The organism is Pontibacter toksunensis (assembly GCF_042686245.1).
GTDB classification, from domain to species: Bacteria; Bacteroidota; Bacteroidia; order Cytophagales; family Hymenobacteraceae; genus Pontibacter; species Pontibacter toksunensis.
Genome location: NZ_JBHUOX010000019.1, coordinates 14870 through 40959 on the forward strand (window position 1 = coordinate 14870; position 26090 = coordinate 40959).

Below are 26090 nucleotides of genomic sequence, written 5' to 3' on the forward strand. Positions count from 1 at the left end.
ACTCAACCTCCTCTCCTGGAGTTCCAACTGATGCCGTTTCTGCCTTCCTCGTAAGGGTACAGGCGCATTACTTTATCAGACTGCCACACTTCTTTGCTGTCTATGTCCATTATGGACAGGCAGCCTGTAAAGGCAGCGCCTGTATCCGTTAGAATTACGTTACCCATCTGCAGGGGAGTAGTTTGTGTGGCATCGAGCGCAATGGTAGGGGTGTGGCCAATAAACACCTCCTTGTAAGGCTCTATTGTAACAGGTCTCTTTTCTTTATACCTGTTATAGCAACGTGTTACGAAGCTTCTGCTCCACATCAGGTTGTATGAGGTAGATTTCTCTATGGGTAAGTTAGTGTCGAAACCAGCGTGCACCAATAGGATATTGTCTTCCGTAACATAGTAGTACCTGGCTTCCTCTAAAAACGCAAGGTGCTCTTGAGGCATCGGCTTACCTGAACCATAGGATCTGACGGTAGCTGCCCCGCCTTGTAGCAGCCACAGTTCCTTTGTTTCTTCGTCCTTTTTCATTTTACCGATATAGTATTCTAGCGCCCACTGGTCGTGGTTGCCCAGTATGTATACCAGGTTATTTATGCTGAGCAGGAGGTCGATGCTTTCCATGGTGTTGGACCAGCCATCCACTACATCCCCCAGAAAGAGCAGCTGATCGGTATCATTATCATAGCCACTTCTTTCTATACACTGCATCATGGCTTTGTAGCCACCATGGCTGTCAGACATCACAAATCTTCGCATCGTGTAAGCGTGTTATAAAACTTTCTGCTTTCCTTCTTTAGGAACAGAAACAGAAAGGTTTAACGGATTTGAAGGAGCGATGTTATGGCACAACTTTGCTTGTTTAGCCCGGGCAACAAAGAAGCAGACGGTTGTAAGAGAGGAACGAAAAAGAAAGAGGAGGCAGTGCCGGATAGTTATGTTGCTCTGAGAGAACAAATTGCAGTAATTGCAGAGGGAGTACAATGCCCCGGGATTTAGCTTACGACGCTGTTATAGTGCCTCAGCACCTGTATATAAGGAATTTCCTCCTGGTAGTGCGCGCACAGAGACTTCCAGAGTACGGGATGGGGTAGTGCTGCTATATGGGCATGTACAATTTCCTGGTAGGCAGTGAGGAGGGCAGTATCCTCTGTTTCCCTCAGGGCGGCAATAGCAAAAATAACAGAGCGGCTGATGCCCGCCCCACAGGCAATAAGCACCTTTTTGTCCTGCTGGTGCTGCTGTAACACGAAACTGATGCCATGCTGTAAGTCTGCAGAAGAAAGTGGACTGCCATCTTCCACGGCTAGATGTAGAGCGGGAATATCCGTATACTCCACCAGTTCTGCAAATTGCAGCATGGCTTCTATGTTGTTGGCTTTTAAGCATCTGTAATTCAGGGTGTCCCGAAACTTACCAACAAACAACCACGGCCGAACAGGATCCATATCTTTGATACGTTAAATCAACAAGTTAATAGTAGGCGCAGCAGTAGAACAATACTTTTTAATCTTTCATCCGTACAAAATCAGTTACTTTGTTTAACAACTGATGCTATCGGTTTGTTTCAGCTTTGCTTACACCTGATATAAGTTTTATATAGCATAACAATCTGTATACCAAATATTTATGATGAAAGAAAATGGGCGGGAAGTATGGCTCCGCGGACCATTACCGGATATGCCGCCACTCTTGCAGCCTGTAGCCCATGCTCTGCTGCAGGCAAGGGAAGAAGTGAAAGCGCTGATGCAGAACTTTCCTGATAGGCTGCTATGGGAAAGGCCTGCAGGTGTGGCTTCTGTGGGTTTTCATCTCCAGCATCTACAAGGTGTTCTTGGCCGTTTGCTCACCTACGCTCGCGGACAGTCACTTACGCAGGAGCAGTTAGAGGCACTTGCTACGGAAGGGAAGTGCCCTGAGGCGCAATGCAGGGCACAGGACCTGGTGCAGAAGTTCTGCAACCAAGTGGATAAGGCGCTGGAACAGTTACGCCACACAGAGGAGCAGGAACTGCTGGAGCCTCGAGGTGTAGGCAGGGCGCAAATTCCTTCGAATGTGCTGGGGCTTCTGGTGCATGCCGCTGAGCATACCATGCGCCATGTAGGGCAGTTATCAGTTACGGCCCGCGTCGTGCGTGTAACTGTTGCCTAACCAAGAGGCTTTCATGCATGTTTAAGCTACTATGCTAGTAATTCAACTGGCACCGGCTGCTGCATACCCATCTCCAACTCATCAAGGAGGGCCCTTTAATTTAGACGGCTGTAGTGCTCTGTTTATGGCGCGAGCGTCCTCGCTCGTGTCTACTATTGTTAAGCCTCTGGCCCAGTCGGGTTATAAACCCGACATCTTTTTTAGACACAAGTTTGAAAACTTGCGCCAGATAAAGGGAGAATGAAACGCCTCTGCTCTGCGGAGGTCATTTCATTCTCAGAAGTGTAGGTAAAAAGATTTTAAACGATATACCCTTGCCTGATTGAAATCCTTTCGAGGTTTTCACTAGCTTCTCTGCCCGGAAGAGATCGTCGGCTGCCTGCAAAATCTTAGCCCTTAGCTTAGGATTGTAGTCCGGGTGAGCCTCCAGGAAAGTACGCACTGTGCTGGCCGCCGCTGGAGTTTGATAGGAGCCAAAAGTAGCCTGCAGCCAGGAGTATGGGAAGAAAATGTCTCCTGTCAGCTGGATTTCCTCCAGCAGGTCCAGGCTCTCCTTCAGGTATTTCTCAGATGTTTCAGCTCGTAGCGGGTGGTGGAGGTACGCCAGGGCAGCGTTCACCCATGATTCTTTCTCCCTGTTCTCCTCTGCCTTCAGGGAGGCAAAGAAAGCATTTCTTTCCTGCACCTCAGCCGAAAGCGCTGGCATCATGAACTGCAGGCGTTTTTTCCGGTCCGGGTTCTCAATGCGGGCCAGTTGCCTTTCCAGAATGCCTTCCCCACTTTCATAGTCCCGGAGCGCCAGAGCCAGTGCAAGAGAGGTATAGTCGTCCTCCGTCAGCTTTACGCCGGCAGGTGCCTCCTGCTTTTCCCATACCTGGTAAAGCCTGTCCTGCGCTTCTTTGGTCAGGGCAACGCTTTGATAAGTCTTGAACAGCAGCTTCTTTGAATTGGCTGTCTTCTGCTGCAACATCGCGCTCCACAGTTCCTGCTCCAACGAAGGAGCCATTTTCTTACGCTCTTCGGGCGTCAGGAACTTCCAGTAGATATCTTCTGACTGGCTTGTGAGTAACCTAAGGTTCAGTTCTTCAGTCTCTTTATCCAGCCCTTCCCGGTACAGGTTCAATAACTCACCTGGCTCTATTGAGCGGCTGTTCAGCATGTTCTCGTACAGGTTGATGTAGGCGGATGCCCTCACTACCGGTTCTTTCAGCGAGTACAGCGAGGGCAGCATCCGCTCATCTACCGGAAATACCCCATAGCCTTGGCCGGTGGTGTTGAAAAGGATGAAATCCGGCGCTTGCTCCCCTGCGGCGGCTTTTATTTCTTCCACCGCCTCATTCATGTTTACCGTGAGCTCCTTCTGGCCATTCGGGTAGACCAGCATTATCTCGAAGAACTGTGGCCACAGGCGGTCGGAGCCATCTTCGCCTTTCTGTTCCAGCAGCAGTTGCTTTATCCTGCCGTTTTCTGTTTCCAGTTCGTAACTGAATACCGGCCTGCCCGGCTCATTTACCCACACCTGGTTCCAGGCCTGCAGGTCTTCGGGCGTGCGGGCATCCAGAATCTCGATAAGCTGCGGCCAGGTGGCGTTGTTGTTGGCGTAGGTTTTCAGGTACTCCTGCAAGCCTTTCTTAAAAGCTTCTTCTCCCATCAGCCGTTCCAACTGCCGCATCACCACAGGTGCTTTGTGGTAGATGATGTTACCGTAAAGAGAGCCGGCATCCTGCAGGTTGCTCAAAGGCTGCCGGATAGGATTGGCACCAGCGGTGCGGTCTACACTGTATGCTGCCGGGAAATGGTCTATCAGAAACTTCAGGTCGTAGTTGGAGTTTTCCAGCGCTACCTGCGTGATCTTGTCTGCCATAAAATTGGCAAAGACTTCTTTCATCCACACATCGTTGAACCACTGCATCGTCACCAGGTCGCCAAACCACATGTGTGCGGTTTCGTGTGCTATCAGGTTAGAGCGGGAAATCTTCTGCGCCTGCGTCGCCCCTTCATCCAGGAAAAGAGAAGCTGCTTTATAATCAATAGCCCCCACATGCTCCATACCGCCATACTGGAAATCCGGGATGGCGATAAAATCGAACTTCTGGAAAGGGTAGGGGATCTGCGTATAGTCCTCCATAAAAGCTAGAGCATCGGCATGAATCTGGAAGATCGGATCCATACTCTGCTCCAGCTTGCTTTTGTCTGTTTCGCGGTGGTAAAAGTGCATCACCCGCCCGTTTGCCTCCCGCGAAACATGCTTGAATTTACCAGCAGCAAAAGAGAACAAGTAGGTGCTGATGGTGTCGGATGAGGCAAAACGGTAAGTCTTCTTTTCATCCACCACCAGAGAGTCTAATAGCGGCCCGTTGGCAAGGGCTTTCCAATCCTTCGGAACCGTAAGCGACAGCTTGAAAGCGGCCTTTAGGTTTGGTTGATCGAAGACTGGGAAAACGGTTCGCGCTCTGTCAGGTACCAGCAGGGTATACAGAAACTCCTCGTTCCGGTTCAGCGAAAGGTCGCCGGCTGTAAACTGTATCTCCACCTGGTTTTGCCCCACCTTCAAATATTGTGTCGGAATAACCAGGTGCTCGTTCCTGTGGTCGATTTCAATTGTCGTTCCATTTACCTTTACCTGCTGCAGGTGGTCTGACTTCTCCTTGAAATCAATCTGGAGAGGAGCACTGTTCTCTTTCAGCTTGAAAGAAATGACTTCAGAAGCCAGTACCGGCTGTTCCTTTTCTTCCGGAATGTACAGGCGAATATCATAAGCAAGGCCGCTGATAACCTTCTTCCGGTAACTGGCAAGCTCTTCTGAAACGCCTGTTTCTACAGGTAGAGAATCAGCCACTGTGCTTATGTTTTCGCTGCAGGAAATGGAGGCTGCGCACGTAAACAGCAGCAGGCCTGCACTTAAGCTTTTGATGTAGTTGTTTTTCATACTATGCCAAAAATACAAAGTTATGTTTACTTTTAGCTATAGGAGCGTAGGCCAAATCGGGCAAAAGACAAAACTAAGATGCCCGGATGCCGTTGTTTTGGAGAAGAGAGGGAGCAGCAGCGGCAATGTGAAAACCTTGTTCAGCTGCTCTGGCATCTGATTTATAACTGACAATTTAAGGAATGAGTGTACTGGAGAAAGAGCAAAGTGAAATTCCGGCAGTGCAGCTATACCCTTTAGGGGATGCAGCAGTGGTGGTGCAATTTGGTGTTGAAGTCAGTGAACAGACGCATAAAAAGGTGAAGGCTTTCTGCGCTTACCTGCAACAGCACCCTTTTCCGGGCCTGTTGGAGTTTGTTCCTGCCTATACTACTGTTACTGTTTACTATAACCCCTGGGTGATAAGCGAGAAAGGGCACCTGAACCCATACACGAAAGTAACTGGCTTTTTACAGCGCATGCTGCCCTTTGTAGCCGATGCGGAAGAAAACGCAGGGCCGCGTATAGTCGAGATACCGGTGTTGTACGGCGGAGAGTACGGTCCTGACCTGGAGTTTGTGGCGCGTATAAACGAATTAAGCCCGGAAGAAGTAGTTACCCTGCATACTCAGCAGGAGTACCTGGTGTACATGGTAGGCTTTGCTCCTGGCTTCCCTTACCTGGGCGGTATGAACAAGCGCATTGCTGCGCCACGACGAGATTCACCAAGACAGCATATAGCAGCGGGATCAGTGGGTATAGCAGGCGAGCAAACTGGTATTTACCCAATACAAACCCCTGGCGGGTGGCAACTGATTGGCCGCACTCCTGTCTCCCTGTTCAATCCGCGAAACATTTCCCCGAGTTTATTACAGGCAGGCGATAGCGTACGGTTTGTTGCCATTACAGAGGAAGAGTATAAAGAGCGAAAGGAGCAGCAACATGAATCTTAAAATTATCAGCTCCGGACTCTTAACCACTATTCAGGATCTGGGCAGGCACGGCTACCAAAAAGATGGCATTATAGTGAGCGGTGCTATGGATACCTTTGCCCTGCGAGCCGCTAATTTGTTGGTGGGAAACGAAGATACGGAAGCAGGAATAGAGGTGACGCTGATGGGACCAAAGATCCTTTTTGAAGATCGCCAACTCATTGCGATCACAGGGGCTGATTTATCTCCAATGATAGATGGGGAACCCGTAAAGGTATGGCGCCCATTGTGTGTGGAAGCAGGAAGCTTGCTGGAGTTCGGGTCACCCAAAAGCGGTTGCCGCGCTTATATAGCTGTGGCAGGAGGCTTTGATCTACCGAAGCTCATGGGAAGTGCCTCTACTTACCTGCAGGCAGGGCTTGGCGGTTTACACGGAAAAGCTTTGCAAGTCGGGGATACATTGCCCTGCAGGGACTTGCCTAAAAAGATGGAACCGTTTCTACATAACTTATCGTCAGATAAAAACCAGAGAGCACAAACAAGCTGGTCTGTTGATTCGTCGCTGTACTTTAACTATGAAGAGCCGCAGCCAATTCGTGTGCTGAAAGGCCCGGAATATGGGCTATTCTCTCCACAAAGCCAGCAGGATTTCTGGCGTATGGCCTACCAGGTAACGGCACAGTCAGACCGGATGGGCTACCGGCTGCTGGGCACCCGTTTGTCTTTAAATGAGCGTGCAGAGCTCATCTCCAGCGCTGTTACGTTTGGTACAGTGCAGGTACCCGCAGAGGGTAACCCCATTGTGCTGATGGCCGACCACCAGACTACCGGAGGCTACCCGCGCATTGCACAGGTGATTACGGCCGATTTTTCTAAATTGGCCCAGCTTTCGCCGCGCAATAAACTTCGTTTTAAAGAAGTAACCCTGGAGGACGCACAGGCGCTTTACATCAGGCAGGAGAAAAACCTGGAAAAAATAAAAGGGGCACTACAATTTAAAACGAACACATGAAAGAACAGTTGACGGTGGACCTGAACTGTGACTTGGGCGAAAGCTATGGCCGTTACCATCTAGGAGATGATGCGGCAATCTTACAGTTCATTACATCTGCTAACATAGCCTGTGGTTTTCATGCCGGCGACCCTTCGGTGATGCGGCAAACAGTAAAGCTGTGTTTAGAAAGTGGTGTCGCCATCGGCGCCCACCCGGGCTTACCAGACCTGGTTGGCTTTGGGCGACGGGAAATGGCTGTTTCACCTCAGGAAGCCTATGACATGGTGGTTTACCAGATTGGAGCCTTATCTGCTTTTATGCACGCGGAAGGAGAAAAACTGCATCATGTAAAGCCCCATGGCGCATTGTATAACATGGCTGCGGTAAATAAAGCGCTGGCGGAAGCCATTGTGGAAGCCGTTTATACAGTACAGCCGGAGGCAGTGCTGTACGGCCTTGCCGGAAGTGAACTCATTAAAGCAGGAGAACGGCTGGGACTGGCAACTGCCAGCGAGGTGTTTGCAGACCGTACGTACCAGCAGGATGGCACCTTAACATCAAGGAAGTTGCCGGGTGCCCTTATTACGGACCCGGCTGAAGCTATTCTGCAGGTATTAGGGATGGTGAAGGAAGGAAAAGTGAAGACGCAGCAGGGAGAGGAAATTCCTATTCAGGCCGATACTATTTGTATACACGGCGATGGGCCGCATGCCTTGTCGTTTGCGCGCCATATACAGGAGGTGCTTACGAGTGAGGGTGTGCTTTTGCAGGCTAAAGGTGGGGCAGGTAAATGAGGCCAAAGAAAAACTGGAGTGTACTTTTAGGCGCTGCTTTCCTGATGGCCACCTCTGCGGTGGGGCCTGGCTTTCTGACCCAAACCACTGTCTTCACGCAAACACTCGCCGCCAGTTTTGGCTTTGTGATTTTGGTTTCTATCATCATCGACATTGGAGTGCAGCTGAACGTGTGGCGCATTATTGCAGTCTCGGAGAAGCGTGCGCAGGACATCGCTAATACTGTACTGCCTGGCTTAGGGCATTTTATTGCCGTGCTGATTGTGTTGGGAGGGCTGGCCTTCAATATAGGAAACGTAGGGGGCGCTGGATTAGGTCTAAACGTACTGTTTGGCATCTCCAAAGAAGTAGGGGCTGTTATAGCAGCAGCAGTAGCTATAGGGGTGTTTCTGGTGCGGGAAGCAGGCAAAGTAATGGACCGCTTTGCACAGGTCATGGGCCTGCTTATGATCCTGCTTATCATTTTTGTAGCAATGACTTCTGCTCCTCCAGTTGCGGAAGCTGCCATTAAAACCTTTCTTCCTGATGAAATCGATGTCATAGCCATAATCACGCTGGTTGGCGGTACAGTGGGCGGTTATATCACCTTTGCAGGTGGTCACCGGTTACTGGATGCAGGTATAAAAGGAGAGAAAGCATTGCCAGAGGTAACCACCAGTGCGGTGTCTGGTATCACGGTGGCGTCTGTTATCCGTATTTTCCTGTTTCTGGCTGCGCTGGGTGTCATCAGCAAGGGCCTGGTGCTGGACCCTGCAAACCCGCCTGCCTCCGTTTTTCAGCTGGCAGCAGGTAAGTTGGGGTATAAGCTGTTTGGGATCGTCATGCTATCAGCTGCTATCACGTCTGTGATCGGATCTGCCTATACATCCGTTTCCTTCATCAAGTCATTTCATAAAAGTATCCAGGCGAACGAGAACTGGATGATTATTGCCTTCATAGCCGTTTCTACCTGCATTTTTGTTTTCATAGGGCGTCCTGTTAAGCTTTTGATATTAGCTGGTGCTTTAAATGGCTTAATTTTACCAGTAACCCTTGGCACTATGCTGATAGCGGCCTATAATCGTAAAGCAGTCGGCAATTACAAGCATCCGCTCTGGCTCACAATTTTTGGTGTACTGGTCGTGATAGTAATGGCCTGGATGGGCGGGTACACCCTTGTCAAGCAGTTGCCGGAGCTGTTTTAGAAGGCTCCCATGTAGACAGCAGCATAACGTTCAGGTGCATTCTTTCTATAAATTTTATTTGCAACCGATTTCATAAACTTGTATGTTTGGTTACAGTCCGGCAAAAAGCTTATACTAGTATAGTTCTAGCAAATTTTTCGCTGCCCTGCCTATTGTCAATCAATGTTGTAAAATGGATAGAAAATCGTACATCAAAAAATCACTCTTTATTTTATTAACGACCTCAGTTTTGGCCAGTGGTTGCCAGAACACATCTGTAGAAAATGAAGACACTGTGGCAGAGGAGGAAGCTGCTGCACAAACTGACTCTGAGTATTTAACAGAGCCATTGGTAACGGACATGTATACAGCCGACCCCTCAGCCCACGTGTTCGACGGCAGAATCTACATTTACCCTTCGCATGATATAGATGCCGGTGTGCCGGAGAAAGATGATGGGTCTCATTTCGATATGCGGGATTATCATGTGTATTCCATGGACAGTGTAGGCGGGAAAATCACCGATCATGGCGTAGCCCTGGATATTAAGGATGTGCCATGGGCTGGAAGACAGATGTGGGCACCTGATGCAGCCTTCAAAGATGGCACCTACTATTTTTACTTCCCTGTAAAAGACAAAAATGATGTCTTCCGGATTGGAGTAGCAACAAGTACTTCCCCAACTGGTCCTTTCAAGCCACAGCCTGAGCCAATTGCCAAAAGCTACAGCATCGACCCGGCTGTTTACATGGATAACGACGGAAATGCCTATATGTATTTCGGCGGCATCTGGGGTGGGCAACTGCAGCGCTGGAGCACCGGCCAGTATAACCCGAACGATGAGTACCCTGCTGATGACCAGCCTGCTCTCATGCCTAAAGTTGCACGCCTGAGCCCGGACATGACAGGCTTTGCAGAGGAGGTAAGGGATGTGCAGATCCTGGATGAGAATGGCAAACCGCTGTTAGCAGGTGATAATGAAAGACGCTTTTTTGAGGCAGCCTGGGTGCACAAGTATAACGGCAAATACTACTTTTCTTATTCTACCGGTGATACGCATAATATTGCCTTTGCTGTAGGAGACAGCCCTTATGGTCCTTTTACCTACAAAGGTGTTCTGTTGAACCCGGTGCAGGGCTGGACAAACCACCATTCTATTGTGGAGAAGGATGGCAAGTGGTACCTGTTCTACCATGACACGCAGTTGTCAGGTAAAACGCACCTGAGAAACATTAAGGTAACGGAGCTGAAGCACAGACCTGATGGCTCTATTGAAACCATTACTGCGTATAATCCGACTGCTTCTAAATAAGAAGCTGACTTGCATATAAATTATCGAAAAGCCGCTTGAACTTTCTGTTTAAGCGGCTTTTGTTTTGGATGCTTTTGGAAGACGCGCCCACGCGGGAGTGGAGCGCACGTAGCAAATGATGAATAAGGCTGTCTATGAGTCGCTGGATGAACTACGCCTACGCAGCTTAGACAAGAATAGCTAAGCAGCTATACCCTTCAGCAAAGAAGGTAAGTATGATTTATTCATGCGGAAGAAACGTTATCTCTAAGTTGGCACTAACAGTTTCGGTAAGTCTTTAAGCTTGGCAATTACTGAGACCTTGACTACCAAAACTACATCACAAGCATCATCATTATACCATACAAAAACCAGCTTTCATCGTAAAGACTCTTCATTGAAGCAGGGTAACAGCTTTGCTGCCTCTATTATCAGCTATCTATATTGCAATACCCGGTGAGCTACGTTATCTTGCTCTTAGTTACAGAAAGTATCAAGAGAACTGTTCATGAAATACCTCTTCCTGCTCCCAATCCTTTTTTTCCTGCTACTAACAGGCTGTGTCGGCACGAAGCCTATCGATGCATCGGCTACAAAAGAAACAAAAGCACTCTTCCACAACCTCAGAAAGTTATCTGAGGACTATACGCTTTTTGGCCACCAGCACGCTACCGAGTACGGCCACGGCTGGCGTGGCGACGAAGACCGCTCTGATGTGAAGTCTGTCACTGGTTCTCATCCAGCCGTTATTGGGGTTGATTTTAGTGGTTTCTCCGGTCGTTCTCCGGAGGCCGTTCAGCGCGCAAAAGAGGAGGTAAGAAAGAATGTAGTGGACACCTATAACCGCGGTGGGGTAACAACTGTTGCCTGGCATTTCTCCAATCCTGTATCCGGAGGTGGCTTTAACTGGGTAGACTCTGTTTCGCTGCCTGCGGTAAAATACATTATACCCGGTGGTGAAGCGCACGAACAGTACAAGGAAATTCTGAATGGCATTGGCGAATGGGCGCACAGTGTAAAGGGAGCAGATGGTAAGCTGGCTCCTGTAATTTTCAGGCCTTTCCATGAGTTTGACGGTGACTGGTTCTGGTGGGGAAAAGGCCATACCAGCCGCGAAGAGTTTATTTCCCTGTGGCGCTTCACGGTTTCATACCTGAGAGACAGCTTGAATGTACATAACTTCATTTACGCTTTTTCGCCTGACAATAAGTTCAAAAATGAGGCAGAGTTCCTGGAGCGGTACCCGGGAGACGAGTGGGTAGACATGGTGGGCATGGACAACTACGGGGACATGGGGCGCGACCGCTATGCCATAGATACAGCTGCTGCAAAGCTTAAAATTGTATCGGACTATGCCAGGAAAGCGGGAAAACTGGCGGCCTTTACTGAAACAGGTTTGGAGTCTGTTCCAGATACAACCTGGTGGACGAACACCTTGCTAAGAACCATGAAGCGGGACGACATGCGCCTGGCATATGTACTGGTGTGGCGTAATGATACACGCAGTCCCACACATTATTATGCTCCTTTCCCAGGGCACATCAGCGTACACAACTTCATGAAGTTCTACAACGATCCTTACGTGCTGTTTGAAAAAGACCTGAACAACATCTACAAAAGGAAGAAGTTCTTGGGCATCTTTTAACCTTTAGCCACGACAACTTATATTTTTTATCCTGGGTGGCACAGCCTCCTGAAAGAGCCTTATGTATTACTGTCAGCAAATATTTTCAATTCACCTTCACAACTGAAAGCTAGAAACATTATTTAAGGGTATATGCAGGATTTATGGATGTAAATATTTAATTTTAAGTGGTGAACGGCATTCTTTTAAAATCAGAAGAGCAGCATATTTAAGGAACCATAGGCCTTAAAACAAAGTTATGGAGACATGGCAAGACTTCTTATAACATCCCTTATCTGCACCTTGCTGGCTGTGTTACCGGCAGCTGCGCAAGTTCAATATCCGAAGCAGCAAATTATCCAGAGCATTGTTGGTAAATATGCTGAAATCAATTCGGAGGCTGATTATGTGACGGCGAATGGAAAGCCTGTAGCTAAAAGCACCCGCTTTATTGAGCCTGAGGATGAAGTGATGCCTAACTATGGAAAGCTGCGCCAGATTGCTCTTATTCGGCATGGGGAGCCAGATTTAACAAAAACAGGAAAGTTTTCTTATGGCGAAGCGAAGCAGTTCCTTGTTAACTATGATTCTGTAGGGATTGTAGTGCCTGATGAGCCATTTTTCAATGTAGGGGATGTTGATGAAGTAGCTGTTTTCTCCAGCCCCATCAACCGGGCACGAACGACAGCACAATACCTCTTCGGCACCGAAAACGATATGGAATATTCCCCCGACTTCAGGGAATTTGAAACAACTGTTGGAAAGTTTAGTCCAAAGTTTCGCCTGCCTATAAAAAAGTGGACGGCCCTGGCACGCATCAAATGGATACTGGGTATAGACCGTGACGGTATAGAGAGCTTTGCAGATGCCCGTGAGCGCGCCCGCAAGGCAGCCAGTAAGCTAGCCGAGGCAAGTGAGGATAATTCTAAAGTAGTACTCGTAGCACATGGCTTCCTGAACCGTTATGTGAAGCAGAACCTGGAGGACATGGGCTGGCGTGTTGTGAGGGATGGAGGAAACGGCTACCTGGCTACTACTATCTTAGTTAAAATTGAGGATAAAACCATAGAGCAGGATGCGTCAGGCTCAAGTGCCGACTAAGCTCAATTCTCAGTTAAGCGTATAAACAGAACAGACCGCCGCTCTACCAGATGATAGAGTAGCGTCTGTTCTGTTTATATAAAACTACAGCTTATAATGAGTTTGTCAAGCTCCCGAGATTGCTGTCTACCTATACGGAATGATTTTGTCATCTTTGATCAGGAAAGCCTTTTCGGCTTTATCCAGTATTGCTTCCTTGCTGTCGGAGTATGCTTCTACTATTCTGTAAGGTTTTCCATCAAAATGGGCTTTGATCCTGTCCAGCTTTTCCTCGTCCTTGCATGCTCTGCCTATTACCTTATAGGTGCCTTTTTCATAGTGTACTCTTGTGCCAGCAAACCCATTGATAGTGTACATGTCAAACAGGGGTTTTACGTATAGCTCCAGCCCCCCGGTAGCACAGTAAATGTGTGTGCCCTCTTCTTTAAGTTTATCAAAACGGCTTTTAAGTTCTTCGTTGAAATTGGCAGGATACTCTTCCTCCCAGAACTCTTTTGCGTAAGCCTCCACCTGGTCTGGCAAAATATCGTCCAGGTAGTTGAAAAAATTCTCTTTGAACTCCGTCTTCCTAATCTGGTGCATTTCCTTGAGTGCTTTGTAGTACAGCATCTGGAAATAATAGCCTATCCGCTTAGGGCTTTTGGTGACGATGAATTTGTAAAACTCATCCTTAGAACTCTTCTTGTAAAAAGTGCCATTCAGATCAAAAACCGCAACTTTTATTTCTCCTTCGCTACTTGCCATGTCGTCTTTTCAGCCTGATTGTTTCCTGGGCTATACCTATCACGCTTTTTTTAATTTTTTGTTCGTTTTTTTACGTTCTTCTGTACAGAATTTCGTTGAGGAGCAACAGGGGTAGCAGAATAAGAAGATAGAAAGGTTAGAGAAACTCAGCACCAGCTTATAAGCCCGCTTTCTCTTTTATAACAGGCTCATTGAAATGAAACTAATTCAGCGCTCAAGCCCTTATTTATTGCTGACTATAATGATTTAGTATGTTAGAATATTCTATGTTTGAAAGGCTTCCTTTCAGGAGCCAAACAGAATCTTTAGCGAAAGATGGGACTATTCTTGCCCAACGCAACTACAACGGCTGGGAAGTCACGCTCTACTCACTAAATGGTCTTTTTGTGGAGCTTTGGGCAGGGAAGGAGGCACAGGTTATCAGCACTTTTAAAAAGTCTGCTAACGCTGTTGCGGTATTAGACCCTTATATTGAGGACATTGATGTAGAGGACTTCATGAACTCTGACATATAAAAGGTGTTGCAGCTGCTAAGAGGTGTGGCCGTTTCTGTCACAACTTTGAAGAAAGTACAGGGCCATCAATATGACCAAAATTGATTTTCCCCTTTCCTAGTTTCCCGCAAATGTCGCTGTCACTCTTCAAGGATTTTAGATAATAACTGTAATGCCTCAGGCTGATGCAGGAGAAATGAAAGACGCTGCTTTACTTTATGTGAGGCAGCGTCTTTCGTTAAATCCTGTTTCCTTTACTTTCCAAAAATACAGGCTCCACATCTTGGCGTAGCTTTCCCCATCCAACTTTTCCGAAGCATTGCTGGACTTCCCCATTGTCTCTCTGGCATGTGAGGTGGCACTCCACTTATCCTGCAAAAATCAATTCTTCCACACCTTTTGTTCAAATGAACCTCCGGAAGGTGGAGGCGTACATAAACTAGCTTGATTCCTGTACCTCAGGTTACCTGGTGCGCGCCGGCGTATCATATAACACCATCCTGCTAGGGCGCAGCAACATCAATGCTTATGGTAATTTTTTTCCTTTCAACATAAAACCAGCAGGTGTTTGCCTCACCACTCCATTTTGTACATCAACACATTCATCAGCTTATGAAAAACAAATCACGCTTAGAAAACACAGAATCAGAACCGCTCACCATACCTCCTAGGGAGTCGGTTACACTACACATCAATGGAAAAGAGCAGCAGCTGGAAGTGGAGCCCTGGACCTCCCTGCTCGATTTGCTGCGCGACCACCTGAACCTGACCGGAACAAAGAAAGGCTGCGACCACGGACAATGCGGTGCCTGCACCGTGCTGGTAGATGGGAGGCGTATCAACTCCTGCCTGACTTTGGCAGTGATGAAAGATGGCTCTGAAGTTACTACCATCGAGGGCCTGGCAAAAGACGGAGAGCTTCATCCGGTGCAGCAGGCCTTCATCGATCACGACGCCTTCCAATGCGGTTACTGCACACCGGGCCAGATATGCTCTACTGTGGGGTTGATTAACGAGGGCAAAGCCAAAACCTTAGACGACATTCGGGACCTGATGAGTGGCAATGTCTGCCGTTGTGGTGCCTATACCAACATTGTAAAAGTAGTGCAGGAAGCACTGGAAAGGAGCCAAGCTAAATGAAAAGCTTTACTTATACCCGAGCAAGTGACATAACAGACGCTGTAAACGAAGTGGCCGCCGACAAAGAGGCGAAGTTCATTGCCGGCGGCACCAACCTGCTCGATTTGATGAAGATACAGATAGAGCGCCCGAGCCATTTAGTGGATATTACGCGCCTCGCCTTAAATACCATTGAAGAGACAGAAGAAGGTGGCCTGCGCCTTGGGGCACTTGTCACCAACGCCGACACCGCCTATCATGAACAGGTGGAGAGGCGGTATCCGCTCTTGTCTCATGCCATACTAGCGGGAGCCACGGCACAGCTCCGTAACATGGCCACGGATGGCGGTAACCTGCTGCAACGTACCCGCTGCTACTATTTCTACGACACCGATACACCCTGCAACAAGCGCGAACCCGGAACAGGCTGTTCGGCAATAGAGGGATATAACCGTGACCTGGCTATTTTAGGCACCAGTGAATTTTGCATCGCCACACACCCTTCAGATATGGCAGTGGCCCTTGCCGCGCTGGAAGCAAAGGTGCACGTTACGGGAAAAAGCGGCGAACGGGTTATACCACTTTCTGAGTTCCACAGGCTGCCCGGTGATACGCCGCACATCGAAACAAACCTGAAGCCGGACGAAATCATCACCGCCATTGACTTGCCTGCTAAAGGCTTTGCCGACCATTACACCTACCTGAAACTCCGCGACCGGGCCTCTTATGCCTTTGCCCTTGTCTCAGTTGCCGCTGCCCTCCGTTTAGAAGGCGATACTGTGAAAGAAGCGCGGGTTGCGCTCGGAGGTGTGGCGCACAAACCCTGGCGCTTACCAGAAGCTGAAGCACTCCTGAAGGACCAGCCTGCTACGAGAGAAAATTTCCAGAAAGTAGCAGTGGCATATGTAATGGGTGCAAAAGGATACGGCGACAACACATTTAAAATTGAGCTGGCGAAGCGCGCTATTGTGCGTGCGCTGGAGCAAGCCAGAGATATGGAGGGAAAATTATGAAAACAGACCAGATAGGAAAACCAACGAACCGCGTAGACGGCCGCCTAAAAGTAACGGGAGAAGCAAAGTATGCCGGGGAGTTTAATGTGCCGAATCTTGCCTATGGCGTTGTCGTGAACAGTGCTATCGCCAAAGGAAAAATAAAGAAAATAGACACCAGTAAAGCCCTAGAACTAAATGGTGTGCTGGAGGTCTTTACACACGAGAATCGCCCGGGCTATGTCTGGTTTGATAAAAATTATAAAGACATGGATGCGCCTCCCGGTTCACCTTTCCGCCCGCTTTACGACAATGAAGTGAAGTTCAGTATGCAGCCCATCGCCCTCGCCGTTGCTGAAACCTTTGAGTTGGCAAGATATGCAGCATCGCTTGTGCAGGTAGAATATGAAGCCGCGCCGCATGACACAGACTTTGAGGCAAATATCGAAAGGGCATACGTGCCGGAGGAGTATAACTCTGGCGAACCGCCGGAGCCATGGGGGAAGCCAGATGAAGCCTTAGCTAACGCTGCTGTAAAGCTGGAAGGAGCGTATACCCATTCCAGCCAACACCATAACCCCATGGAGATGCATGCCTCCACAGTGGTTTGGGAAGAAGACAGTAAGCTGACTGTCTATGATAAGATTCAGGGCGTCATGAACACCCACCAGTACATCATCCATGCCTTTAGTATGCAGCCGGAAGAGGTACACGTTATTTCACCTTTTGTTGGTGGCGCGTTTGGCTCCGGCCTGCGGCCGCAGTACCAGTTGTTTCTGGCTGTGCTGGCGGCACGGGAGCTGAAGCGTTCTGTCAGGATAACCCTCACCAGGCAGCAGATGTTTTCCTTTGGCCACCGTCCTAAAACCGCGCAGCGTTTCTCTTTAGGCGCTTCGAAAGATGGCAAGCTGGAAGCTTTGAAGCAGGATGTTTTTGCAGAGACCTCACGGTTTGAGGATTACAGCGAAGACGTGGTGATATGGCCGGGGGTGCTTTACAATGTTAAGAATGCAAAGCTCACTCACAAATTGGTGGGGCTTGATGTGTATACGCCCCTCGACATGCGCGCACCAGGTGGTACCACAGGTATCTTTGCGCTGGAATGTGCCATGGACGAACTTGCCTTCAAGCTTGGAATGGACCCCATTGAATTCCGCCTGAAAAATTATTCCGAGAAAGACCAGAACGAGGACAAGCCTTTTTCTAGCAAGGAATTGCGGGAGTGCTACAGGCAGGGAGCAGAGAAGTTTGGCTGGGAGAAGCGAAACCCTGAACCACGTTCTATGCGCGAAGGGCATAACCTGATTGGGTGGGGAATGGCGCACGGAGCCTGGGAAGCGAACCAGGCCGAGGCGAGTGCCAAAGCTGTTCTGGAGCCTGATGGAAAACTAACGGTAAGCAGTGCCACCGCTGATATCGGGACAGGAACCTATACCGTAATGACCCAGATTGCCGCGGAAACACTAGGCCTGCCACTGGAGGATGTAATCTTCAAACTCGGTGATTCCTCTTTACCGGATGCACCGCTGGAGGGCGGCTCCAAGACAGTGTCGACGGTCGGTACGGCCGTGAAATCTGTTTGCAATAAGGTACGGGAGAAGTTATTCGAATTAGCGCAACAGGTAGCAGATTCTCCTCTGACTCATGCAAAATTTGTAGATATTACATTTGAAGATGGGCAGATTCGCTTGAAAAATGACCCCTTTAAAGCTGTCTCCATTGCGGCTGCCCTAAACCAAAACCAAGGCAAAGCAATAGAGGAAGAGGTATCGAGCAAGCCAGCAGATGGCCAGAGTGACTACGCCCGGTACGCCCACTCCGCCACCTTTGTAGAAGTGAAAGTGGATGAAGACTTAGGGACTGTGAAAGTAACCCGGGTGGTGAGTGCGATTGCAGGCGGACGTATCATCAATCCTAAAACAGCCAGAAGCCAGATACTGGGAGGTGTGGTATGGGGTATAGGTGTGGCCCTGGAAGAAGACACTGTGATGGATAACAACCTCGGCCGTTTCATGAACCACGACCTCGACAAGTATCACATTCCGGTGAATGCCGATGTGCACGATGTAGAGGTGATTTTTGTGGAAGAACACGACTCCATCGTAAACCCCCTAGGGGCGAAAGGCCTTGGCGAGATAGGCATCGTGAGTGTGGCCCCGGCTATCGCGAATGCGGTTTTCCACGCCACCGGCAAGCGCGTACGGGAACTGCCGATAACCTTGGACAAGTTGCTTTGATGCAAGACTGGATTGCACAAGCTTTTCTTTTTCAAGACGGGACAAGCAGATAATAAAAGCCGCTCAAATAGCTGTTTGAGCGGCTTTTAGTGTTTTAAGCTAGCCTCTTTAAAATAAGAAGTAAGCAATTAGCCCTGGCTGTGTCTTCTGAACAGCAAGCTGTTGGTGAGAACTTAAAACAGCGGCAGTTGAAGAATTTATTTGCCACACTATCCATTTCCTGTGACTTGGTTAAATGACTTGTTATAGCTGCTTATATCTGGTTTTTGTCTGCTCTTTCTTGTGTAGGCTTTGCTTCGGGTGCTGTGGTCGGTAAAGTCAGCAGAGGTACATACGCTTTGGCGGCCACTTGCATCGTAGTTGTTTTGCTTAGTAACCTGTTGAGGAAGGTGTTCTCTCCTGGAATCAGGACAAGTAAATCTGCCTGCTGTTCCTGCACATAATCCTGAATTCCCTGACTTATCTCATCTGCCCGCTTGAATTGTACATTCAAGTCTATATCCGATAGGTGTTCATGTAATTTCTCCAAAGTATTGGGAGCAAGGTCCTGCTCCTCCTGTAGTACCTCTTCCTTATGCAGGTGGAGCACGTGAAGTTTACTCTCAAACGCTTTCACGATAGTCCGGAGGGGGGCGAGCAATTGTAGGTCAGGCAGATTCGCCAAATTTACAGCCGCAACAATAGATTTAAGGCCTTCGAATTTCCTGTGAGCGGGTATAGACAGTACAGGCACCTCGCTATTAAGTATGATAGCTGTAGTGGTACTGCCTATTAAGGCCTGGCTTATTGCTCCTGCGCCCCGCATACCCATCACCACCAGATTGGCATTGTAAACATTACAGGCTTTCAGAATTTCTTCGGTTGTTAAGCCAAAAGTGCAGACACAGGTTATATATACAGCATCTGCTTCAGCGTCTTTTCCTTTTAATATGATCGTATAAAAACCATTGGGTAAGGATGATGAAGGTGTACCTGTGGCATTATAATTCACAGAATAGTCTCTGAAAAGGCTACGTAGTAGCTTGCAAATGTGGGTTTGCAGCTGCTCTAGTTTTTCCTCTCTCAACTCCAGCTTTTTTTCATCTTCATTATAGGGAAATGGTGAGAAAATGGGGTGATGGAAAGCGTGAAATAACAGGATGTCAGCTTTCAATTTCCTGGCCATATCTACAGCATACAGAAATGCATTGTCAGCTTCCTTCGAAAAATCAGTCGGAACCAGAATAGTCTTCATGTTAGTTGCTTTCATCATTATTCTTGTCTGTATGTAATCATGTAATAATAGGTAATTCTACCTGGGATAACACTGATAACAATCAGTGGGCTATATGATGATAGTCAGCTTTCTTTCGGCTTTTGCCTGAACTGAAGTCTGAGGCAGAAAATCCTGTCAGACTGCTTTCTCTTTCTGTATTCCAGAAAGTATTTCATAGGAATGAAGTCTTGCTGTGTGATCAAAAATGTGCGAAGCAACCATGATTTCATCTACCTGTGTCTCATCCAGAAATGCCTGCATTTCTTCTTTTATCGATTTTGGTGAGCCGATAAAGGAATAGCGGAGCATCTGCAGCACATTGTATTTTTCAGACGCGTCCCATAAGCCGTCCATGCTGTCTACTGGCGGCTGCATTTGCCTTGCTGTACCTCTTATCACGTTCAGGAAAGAAGTATAGAGCGTGTTGGCGAGGTGGTTTGCTTCCTCGTCTGTATCGGCGGCCACTACATTCACACAGGCCATGGCATAAGGCTCCTGCAGTACGTCTGACGCCTGAAAGCTGGTGCGGTACACTTTTAGGGCAGCGTGCAGGCTTGCCGGGGCAAAATGACTCGCAAAGGCATAGGGCAGCCCAAGTATTCCGGCTAACTGTGCGCCATACGTGCTGGACCCCAGCAGCCACACCGGCACTTCCAGGCCTTCGCCTGGCACTGCCCGAACGCGTACTGTCGGGTCAATAGCAAAGTAGTTCCTGATTTCCTGCACGTTGTTCGGGAAGTCTTCCACAGAACCGTGCAGGTCCCGCCGCAAAGCCATAGATGTTAACTGATCAGTACCGGGTGCCCGACCAATTCCTAAGTCAATACGGCCAGGATACAGCGACTCTAGTGTGCCAAACTGTTCGGCCACCACAAGCGGAGCATGGTTCGGCAGCATCACCCCACCGGAGCCCACCCGAATGGTGGAAGTATTGCCTGCTACGTGGCCAATTAATATGGAAGTGGCCGAGCTGGCTATGCCCGGCATGTTGTGATGCTCCGCCATCCAATACCGTTTATATCCCCAGCGCTCTGCATGCTGCGCCAGATCAACGGTGGTCTTGAAGGAGTCTGATGCGGTTTTGCCGGATAAAATGGGCACCAGATCCAGTATAGAAAGAGGAATATCGGTTAGTTTTTTCTTATCTGCTTTATTTTCCATTATTATGATTCTGTTTCTTAATCTAACGGAGCCGATAGGGGAGGAGGATACAGTGTGGCATCAATTAAAAATAGCAGACCCGGGAGCGTAGCTGCATAACCGCATGAACTGGCTGGTAAAATGAGCCGGTGCGGGAAAATAGATTTGGCATCCGGCTTTGAAAGAAAGTATGGAATTAGCTTCTTTTACTAAAAGGATTCCTGCACATCGAACAAGAATCCCTAACTTGCCTAAAGCCTTTACTGGACCTGCTTTTGTAAAACCTACGCAAGGGCAGGGCGTAGTTACTAAATTGTCGATTCCAGGAAAGTGGGTGAAAAGCCGGGCAAACTATAGCCCTGGATTTAAAAGTATGTTTGAGCGTTGCTATGAGTCAGTTTTACCGGAGTTTTCTTGTCTGCTTTTTGATTTTTGTTTGTTTTATTCCGGAGTTGCTCGCGCAGAAAGCGCATTCACATAACAAAGAACCATGGTCTTTTGGCGTTAACGGCTATTACGGAACCCTGTTCCGCTACAGAAGCGGGCTTCCAGCGCTAAATTTCACACACCCTTTCGGAACAGAATTGTATGCCAACAGGCACACGTTTGGAAGGCGGGAGTGGGAACGGGTATTTAAATACCCCCAAATTGGCTTTGCGTTGTCTTATTACAATTACGGTGTTCCTGATGAGTTAGGAGAAGCTGTTTCGCTGACCACCTACCTGGATAATGTTATTATTGAGGGGCCTAAAAGCAGCCTGCGTTTTAACGTCGGTACTGGCCTTGTCTACTCCTCCCGATACTATACCCCCATCACGAATGAGATGAACAAAGCAATTGGCAGTCCCATCACTTTCTCTTTCCGTGGCACTCTACGCTACGAGTTTCCGTTGAGCACACACACGTTTCTGAATTTGAACCTTGCTTTCCGCCACTTCTCTAATGGTGGCCTGAACAAGCCAAACAATGGCATGAACTTCCCGCTGCTGGGCGTGGGGCTCAGGTATCAGGCAAAGCAAGTGCAGCATCACGTTGCTTCAGATTCTGCTGCACCTGTTAACAGAAGCTGGCGCTTTAACTTAAGGTTCGCTGCTGGTGTAAAGGAAGTGCTCCGAATAGACGAGAAGCACCCTGTATACAATGTCACTGCTTATGCCAGCAAACGGATGACCAAAGCCAGCAGTGTTTTAGTAGGGGCCGATGCCTTTCACGATTCTGCTTTGCACAATGAGTTCATCAATATTTCCCAGACGCCACCGGATGAAGAACTGGATCCCAGAATGGCCGGAATCACTGTCGGTCATGAACTGCACCTGGGAAAGCTTTCCTTTATAACACAATTAGGGCGCTATGTTTACCGCCCCTATACCCTGTTTCCTACCTATTATCAGCGCTACGGTCTGCAATACTGCGTTACGAAGAATCTTTCTGCCAGTGCCATGCTCATGGTGCACTCCCGCACAGCCAACGTGGTGGAGTGGGGAATTGGGCTGCATTTGTAACAAAAACTTACATGTTTTCCGCAAGGCTTATTAACGTGTATAGTAGATAAAGAATAATACATTAAAGGAAGATGAAGAACCGACAGCATGCTTATGAGGTAACGGTAAAGTGGACTGGTGATAAGGGCGAAGGTACCTTGAACTACAAGTGCTATGAGCGTAGCCATACAATATCTGTTGACAACAAAGCTGACATTTTGTGCTCCTCAGACCTTGCCTTCAGAGGAGATAAAACCAAACACAATCCAGAAGAATTGTTGCTTGCATCTTTATCCTCCTGCCATATGCTCTGGTATCTTCACCTGTGTGCCGAAGCAGGTGTTATAGTTGTAGCTTATGAAGACAAGGCAACAGGAACAATAGTAGAAACATCTGATGGCGGCGGGCATTTTACAGCCGTAACGCTGCATCCGGAAGTAAAAGTGACAGCGGCTTCGATGGTGGAAAAAGCTAATGAGCTACATAAGAGAGCAAGCAAACTTTGTTTTATAGCCAACTCTGTCAATTTTCCGGTTAATCATAATTCTTCGTGTAGGACAGTAGCTCGAAGCTGATTCGGTGCCGCAGGATGAGCAGCAGCTTTAGTAATTCAGGTTTTCAGCTGTGCCACCAAGTTTATGTGCAGCAACTGCTTACCAACTACCATGTCATTTGCTTCTGGTCAGGCGGTAAATCAGGAGTGCAGTCCGTTTTGTGATGTCGTCTAAAGAATTCAGGTGAAGGTACTCTTCCAGGTTGTGCGCATTGCCGCCTAAAGCGCCCAGCCCGTCAAGCCCATCCACATACTGCGCTACAAAAGAAATGTCTCCCGCGCCTCTTTTGCCAGGGTCTTAAGGCTTTACTTCTCCTTGTCCTAAGCTTTGACTCACCTGGCTCAGCACCTGCAGCAGCGCCAGGTTTCCTTCTGTAGGCGGCTTGGCAGGGTATCCATCTTCAAATGTTATTTCGGCATTGGTCTGCGGTAAACTTTCCGCAACGATAGCCTTCATTTTCTCCCGGGCACGGTTCTTCTGTTCCTCCGTCAGAAAACGAAGATCACCTTTCACTATCGCAGTATTAGCCACCAGATTGGTTTTACCAGATGCAGTGCCTTGTGTTCCCGATTCATCCAAGCTCACCTCTGTACCTCCCAACATAAGGCCCGGGTTAAAGGTCAGGTACTCTTCCTGCAGTTCATCGTAAAAGCGGTTCAAAATTCGGGAGGCTTCATAGATGGCTCCGGCACCGGTTCTTTCTGAGAAAACACCGGAGGAGTGGGCCTGCTTCCCGCTCACCTTTAGGGTCCAACTGCTGCTGCCCCGGCGGGCAACGGTGGCGTAATTGAAACCGGTTCCAGTCTCAAACCCAAGAGCAACATCGCTTCTCTTTGCAGCTTCCACAATGTCTTTTCGGCTGGTTTCGAGCGGAGCACCCGGATTCTCCTCGTCACCATGCAGGATCACAATGACCTGCCGGTCTTTCAGTTGGCCTGCTTCCTGAAGTGCCTTCAGGGCGTAAAGCATCACCATATTGCCTCCCTTCATGTCGTTGGTGCCTGGGCCGGTGGCAATGCTATCCTTTACCTGCCACGTCTGGAACGGACTTTCGGGCTCGAACACCGTGTCAATGTGCCCAATAAGCAGGAGCTTTTTTCCTTTCTTCCCTTTTAGCTCTCCTATCAGGTGTCCTCCACGCTTCATTCCGGCAGGCATATCTACCCAAGTGGTCTTAAAACCCATTTCTTCCAGCAGTTTTTTGTATACAGCTCCTGCTTCCTGCACTCCTTTTGGGTTGAGGGTGCCGCTGTTGATGTTAACAGTCTGCTCCAGAAAACGGACAGCTTCCGGGTGGTTCTTCTCTACGTTCTGCAGGACTTTTTTCTCCTCCTTCGTGAGCTTCTGGGCAAAAGCAGCAAGGCTTGTAAAGCAGAGAAAAACAAGCAGAAAAAATGTGTGGGTTTTCAGGTTCATGGAAGGGTGGAATAAATTCGGGCTCAGCAAAGGTTCCTATACGGCTTGTATTTTGGCATATTGGTATTGACGTAATAAACACCATGGTGAATATATACCTTTCAAGCTGAAATAACTAAATCAGGTTTTCATAGAAACTATAAGTGTAACTGTACTGGATAGTTATGTCATAGGTGGCAGAGCAGCCGCTGTTTTAGTAGTTTTGATAACAGGTAAGAAAGGAGCATTTGTTCTTACATAAAATTATCACCACCTTTTGGACTTGTTACCATGGTAAAGCCTGATTATAGTGGCCTGCTTGAAGTCTTTCACCTTTACAAATTACTCACTTGATGAATATAAACTTTACCCGGACATTAAAACCGGTGCTCTTCGGACTTCTGCCTGTGTCGTTTCTCTTGTTGCCTTCTACTGCGCTGCATGCACAATCATCTGCAGGAAAAGCCGCTGGCAAGACAGTTTCTGTTGAAAAGCGGTACGTTAGCGAAGTAAAGTCCATTGCTAAAAAGCCGGCTGTTCAGAAGGCCCTTAAAACGATTGAAGAGTTAGAGCCGCAAACTATTAAAGACCATGTAATGCTGACCGAGATCCCTGCTCCGCCCTTTAAAGAGCAGGAGAGAGGGAAGCAGTATGCCGCCATGCTACAGGCAGCGGGAGCTGATTCTGTTTGGGTAGATGAAGTAGGGAATGTAATTGCCAGGCGCAAAGGGCGCTCCGGTAAGAAAGTTGTTGTACTGGAGGCGCACCTGGATACGGTATTTCCGGAAGGCACGGATGTAAGTGTGAAGCAACGCGGAGATACACTCTTTGCCCCTGGCATAATGGATGATACTCGTGGCCTGGCTGTGGTGCTGACAGTGCTGAGGGCACTGGAGAAAAATAACATCGAAACAGAGGCGGATATTCTGTTTATAGGTACAGTAGGCGAGGAGGGCTTAGGTGACTTAAGAGGAGTGAAGCACCTGTTCCGGGAGAACGGGCCGAAGATAGACTCCTACATCGCAGTAGATGGTGGCAGCCTGGAGCGAATAACCCACGTGGGCCTCGGTTCTCTACGGTACAGAGTCACTTTTAAAGGACCTGGAGGACATTCCTGGGGCGCATTCGGAACAGCCAACCCGCATCATGCTTTGGGCAAGGCCATTTATTATTTTACTACCGAGGCCGATGCGTTTACAAAAGAAGGAACCAAGACCACTTATAATGTGGGTATTGTGGGAGGAGGCACTTCTGTCAACTCTATTCCTTTTGAGTCCTGGATGGAGGTAGATATGCGTTCAGAAAGCCCGGAGCGGCTGAAAGGCATCGACAAGATTTTAAAATCCGCTGTTCAGAGGGCGCTGCAGGAAGAAAACCAAACAAAACGGCGTGGCCCGGCACTAGAGGTGGCGGTTGATTTAGTTGGCGATCGGCCATCCGGGACATTAGACCCGGGCACAGCCCTGGTGCAGAGAACCATGGCCGCAACGAAGCATTTTAATGCGGATCCAAGCCTGATTGTAGGTTCTACTAATGCAAATACGCCCATAGCAAAAGGAATACCAGCGGTTACGGTTGGGGTAGGAGGCATAGGCGGCGGCGCGCATTCTTTAGACGAGTGGTGGGTGAACGATAAAGGACACCTGGCCATACAGCGCACCCTGCTCCTGCTGCTCTCGGAGGCAGGAATAGCGAAGTAGGAGATTTTATACTAAAGGATATATGATTATT

General features: G+C 48.5%; 24 protein-coding genes. 16 read left to right on the forward strand and 8 right to left on the reverse strand.

Features of this window, described 5'->3' with window-relative positions; all coding sequences use genetic code 11:
• Positions 1 to 2 precede the first annotated feature (2 nt).
• Both ACFS7Z_RS20245 and ACFS7Z_RS20250 read right to left on the reverse strand, forming a co-directional pair.
• Complete coding sequence (locus tag ACFS7Z_RS20245; RefSeq protein ID WP_377488603.1) at positions 3 to 749, reverse strand: metallophosphoesterase; 747 nt, start codon at positions 747 to 749, stop codon at positions 3 to 5.
• Between the two features lie 236 nt (positions 750 to 985).
• Positions 986 to 1438 (reverse strand): dual specificity protein phosphatase family protein, encoded by a 453-nt coding sequence (locus ACFS7Z_RS20250; RefSeq protein ID WP_377488606.1) that lies wholly within the window; start codon positions 1436 to 1438, stop codon positions 986 to 988.
• Positions 1439 to 1619: 181 nt separating this feature from the next.
• On the opposite strand from ACFS7Z_RS20250, the gene ACFS7Z_RS20255 reads away from it, so the two are divergent.
• Positions 1620 to 2141, forward strand: a complete 522-nt coding sequence (locus tag ACFS7Z_RS20255) for a DinB family protein (RefSeq protein WP_377488609.1) — start codon at positions 1620 to 1622, stop codon at positions 2139 to 2141.
• Between the two features lie 265 nt (positions 2142 to 2406).
• Here ACFS7Z_RS20255 and ACFS7Z_RS20260 read toward each other — a convergent pair whose 3' ends face one another.
• Positions 2407 to 5070, reverse strand: coding sequence for a M1 family metallopeptidase (locus ACFS7Z_RS20260; protein WP_377488612.1), 2664 nt, complete (start codon positions 5068 to 5070; stop codon positions 2407 to 2409).
• Between the two features lie 182 nt (positions 5071 to 5252).
• Here ACFS7Z_RS20260 and pxpB point away from each other — a divergent pair, with 182 nt between their 5' ends.
• The 7 genes from pxpB (at position 5253) to ACFS7Z_RS20295 (ending at position 12948) form a co-directional block, all read left to right on the forward strand.
• Positions 5253 to 6002 (forward strand): 5-oxoprolinase subunit PxpB, encoded by a 750-nt coding sequence (pxpB, locus tag ACFS7Z_RS20265; RefSeq protein ID WP_377488615.1) that lies wholly within the window; start codon positions 5253 to 5255, stop codon positions 6000 to 6002.
• Positions 5992 to 6993 (forward strand): 5-oxoprolinase subunit C family protein, encoded by a 1002-nt coding sequence (locus tag ACFS7Z_RS20270; protein ID WP_377488618.1) that lies wholly within the window; start codon positions 5992 to 5994, stop codon positions 6991 to 6993. Before pxpB ends, ACFS7Z_RS20270 begins: the two co-directional genes overlap by 11 nt.
• Positions 6990 to 7769, forward strand: a complete 780-nt coding sequence (locus ACFS7Z_RS20275) for a LamB/YcsF family protein (protein WP_377488621.1) — start codon at positions 6990 to 6992, stop codon at positions 7767 to 7769. Before ACFS7Z_RS20270 ends, ACFS7Z_RS20275 begins: the two co-directional genes overlap by 4 nt.
• Positions 7766 to 8953 (forward strand): NRAMP family divalent metal transporter, encoded by a 1188-nt coding sequence (locus tag ACFS7Z_RS20280; protein ID WP_377488624.1) that lies wholly within the window; start codon positions 7766 to 7768, stop codon positions 8951 to 8953. The genes ACFS7Z_RS20275 and ACFS7Z_RS20280 overlap by 4 nt, the downstream gene beginning before the upstream one ends.
• A 172-nt stretch (positions 8954 to 9125) precedes the next feature.
• Entirely contained in the window at positions 9126 to 10244 is a 1119-nt protein-coding gene (locus ACFS7Z_RS20285; protein ID WP_377488627.1) for a glycoside hydrolase family 43 protein, read from the forward strand.
• Between the two features lie 487 nt (positions 10245 to 10731).
• Positions 10732 to 11868 (forward strand): glycoside hydrolase family 26 protein, encoded by a 1137-nt coding sequence (locus tag ACFS7Z_RS20290; RefSeq protein ID WP_377488630.1) that lies wholly within the window; start codon positions 10732 to 10734, stop codon positions 11866 to 11868.
• 246 nt (positions 11869 to 12114) lie between these two features.
• Positions 12115 to 12948 carry a histidine phosphatase family protein gene (locus ACFS7Z_RS20295; RefSeq protein ID WP_377488633.1) on the forward strand — a complete coding sequence of 278 codons (834 nt, stop codon included), beginning with the start codon at positions 12115 to 12117 and terminating at the stop codon, positions 12946 to 12948.
• A gap of 126 nt (positions 12949 to 13074) precedes the next feature.
• Here ACFS7Z_RS20295 and ACFS7Z_RS20300 read toward each other — a convergent pair whose 3' ends face one another.
• Positions 13075 to 13692 (reverse strand): HAD family hydrolase, encoded by a 618-nt coding sequence (locus ACFS7Z_RS20300; protein ID WP_377488636.1) that lies wholly within the window; start codon positions 13690 to 13692, stop codon positions 13075 to 13077.
• 251 nt (positions 13693 to 13943) lie between these two features.
• On the opposite strand from ACFS7Z_RS20300, the gene ACFS7Z_RS20305 reads away from it, so the two are divergent.
• The 4 genes from ACFS7Z_RS20305 (at position 13944) to ACFS7Z_RS20320 (ending at position 18534) form a co-directional block, all read left to right on the forward strand.
• Entirely contained in the window at positions 13944 to 14207 is a 264-nt protein-coding gene (locus ACFS7Z_RS20305; protein ID WP_377488639.1) for a hypothetical protein, read from the forward strand.
• 591 nt (positions 14208 to 14798) lie between these two features.
• Positions 14799 to 15326 (forward strand): (2Fe-2S)-binding protein, encoded by a 528-nt coding sequence (locus tag ACFS7Z_RS20310; RefSeq protein ID WP_377488642.1) that lies wholly within the window; start codon positions 14799 to 14801, stop codon positions 15324 to 15326.
• On the forward strand, positions 15323 to 16318 hold the full coding sequence (locus tag ACFS7Z_RS20315; protein WP_377488645.1) for an FAD binding domain-containing protein: 996 nt from the start codon (positions 15323 to 15325) through the stop codon (positions 16316 to 16318). Before ACFS7Z_RS20310 ends, ACFS7Z_RS20315 begins: the two co-directional genes overlap by 4 nt.
• Positions 16315 to 18534, forward strand: coding sequence for a xanthine dehydrogenase family protein molybdopterin-binding subunit (locus ACFS7Z_RS20320; RefSeq protein ID WP_377488648.1), 2220 nt, complete (start codon positions 16315 to 16317; stop codon positions 18532 to 18534). The genes ACFS7Z_RS20315 and ACFS7Z_RS20320 overlap by 4 nt, the downstream gene beginning before the upstream one ends.
• 253 nt (positions 18535 to 18787) lie before the next feature.
• On the opposite strand, the gene ACFS7Z_RS20325 is transcribed toward ACFS7Z_RS20320, so the two are convergent.
• Both ACFS7Z_RS20325 and ACFS7Z_RS20330 read right to left on the reverse strand, forming a co-directional pair.
• Positions 18788 to 19786, reverse strand: coding sequence for a universal stress protein (locus tag ACFS7Z_RS20325; protein WP_377488651.1), 999 nt, complete (start codon positions 19784 to 19786; stop codon positions 18788 to 18790).
• 138 nt (positions 19787 to 19924) lie between these two features.
• Complete coding sequence (locus ACFS7Z_RS20330; protein WP_377488654.1) at positions 19925 to 20950, reverse strand: LLM class flavin-dependent oxidoreductase; 1026 nt, start codon at positions 20948 to 20950, stop codon at positions 19925 to 19927.
• 169 nt (positions 20951 to 21119) lie between these two features.
• On the opposite strand from ACFS7Z_RS20330, the gene ACFS7Z_RS20335 reads away from it, so the two are divergent.
• The 3 genes from ACFS7Z_RS20335 (at position 21120) to ACFS7Z_RS20345 (ending at position 22985) form a co-directional block, all read left to right on the forward strand.
• Positions 21120 to 21410, forward strand: a complete 291-nt coding sequence (locus ACFS7Z_RS20335; protein WP_377488657.1) for a hypothetical protein — start codon at positions 21120 to 21122, stop codon at positions 21408 to 21410.
• Positions 21382 to 22431 carry an acyloxyacyl hydrolase gene (locus ACFS7Z_RS20340; protein ID WP_377488660.1) on the forward strand — a complete coding sequence of 350 codons (1050 nt, stop codon included), beginning with the start codon at positions 21382 to 21384 and terminating at the stop codon, positions 22429 to 22431. The genes ACFS7Z_RS20335 and ACFS7Z_RS20340 overlap by 29 nt, the downstream gene beginning before the upstream one ends.
• Before the next feature lie 71 nt (positions 22432 to 22502).
• Complete coding sequence (locus tag ACFS7Z_RS20345; protein ID WP_377488664.1) at positions 22503 to 22985, forward strand: OsmC family protein; 483 nt, start codon at positions 22503 to 22505, stop codon at positions 22983 to 22985.
• A 93-nt stretch (positions 22986 to 23078) separates the two neighbouring features.
• On the opposite strand, the gene ACFS7Z_RS20350 is transcribed toward ACFS7Z_RS20345, so the two are convergent.
• Both ACFS7Z_RS20350 and ACFS7Z_RS20355 read right to left on the reverse strand, forming a co-directional pair.
• A complete protein-coding gene (locus ACFS7Z_RS20350; protein WP_377488667.1) occupies positions 23079 to 23213 on the reverse strand; it encodes a hypothetical protein in 135 nt (44 codons plus the stop codon).
• Between the two features lie 48 nt (positions 23214 to 23261).
• Positions 23262 to 24380: a M20/M25/M40 family metallo-hydrolase gene (locus ACFS7Z_RS20355; protein WP_377488670.1), complete on the reverse strand. Its 1119-nt coding sequence runs from the start codon at positions 24378 to 24380 to the stop codon at positions 23262 to 23264.
• Between the two features lie 332 nt (positions 24381 to 24712).
• Here ACFS7Z_RS20355 and ACFS7Z_RS20360 point away from each other — a divergent pair, with 332 nt between their 5' ends.
• A complete protein-coding gene (locus ACFS7Z_RS20360; RefSeq protein ID WP_377488673.1) occupies positions 24713 to 26059 on the forward strand; it encodes a M20/M25/M40 family metallo-hydrolase in 1347 nt (448 codons plus the stop codon).
• Positions 26060 to 26090: the final 31 nt, after the last annotated feature.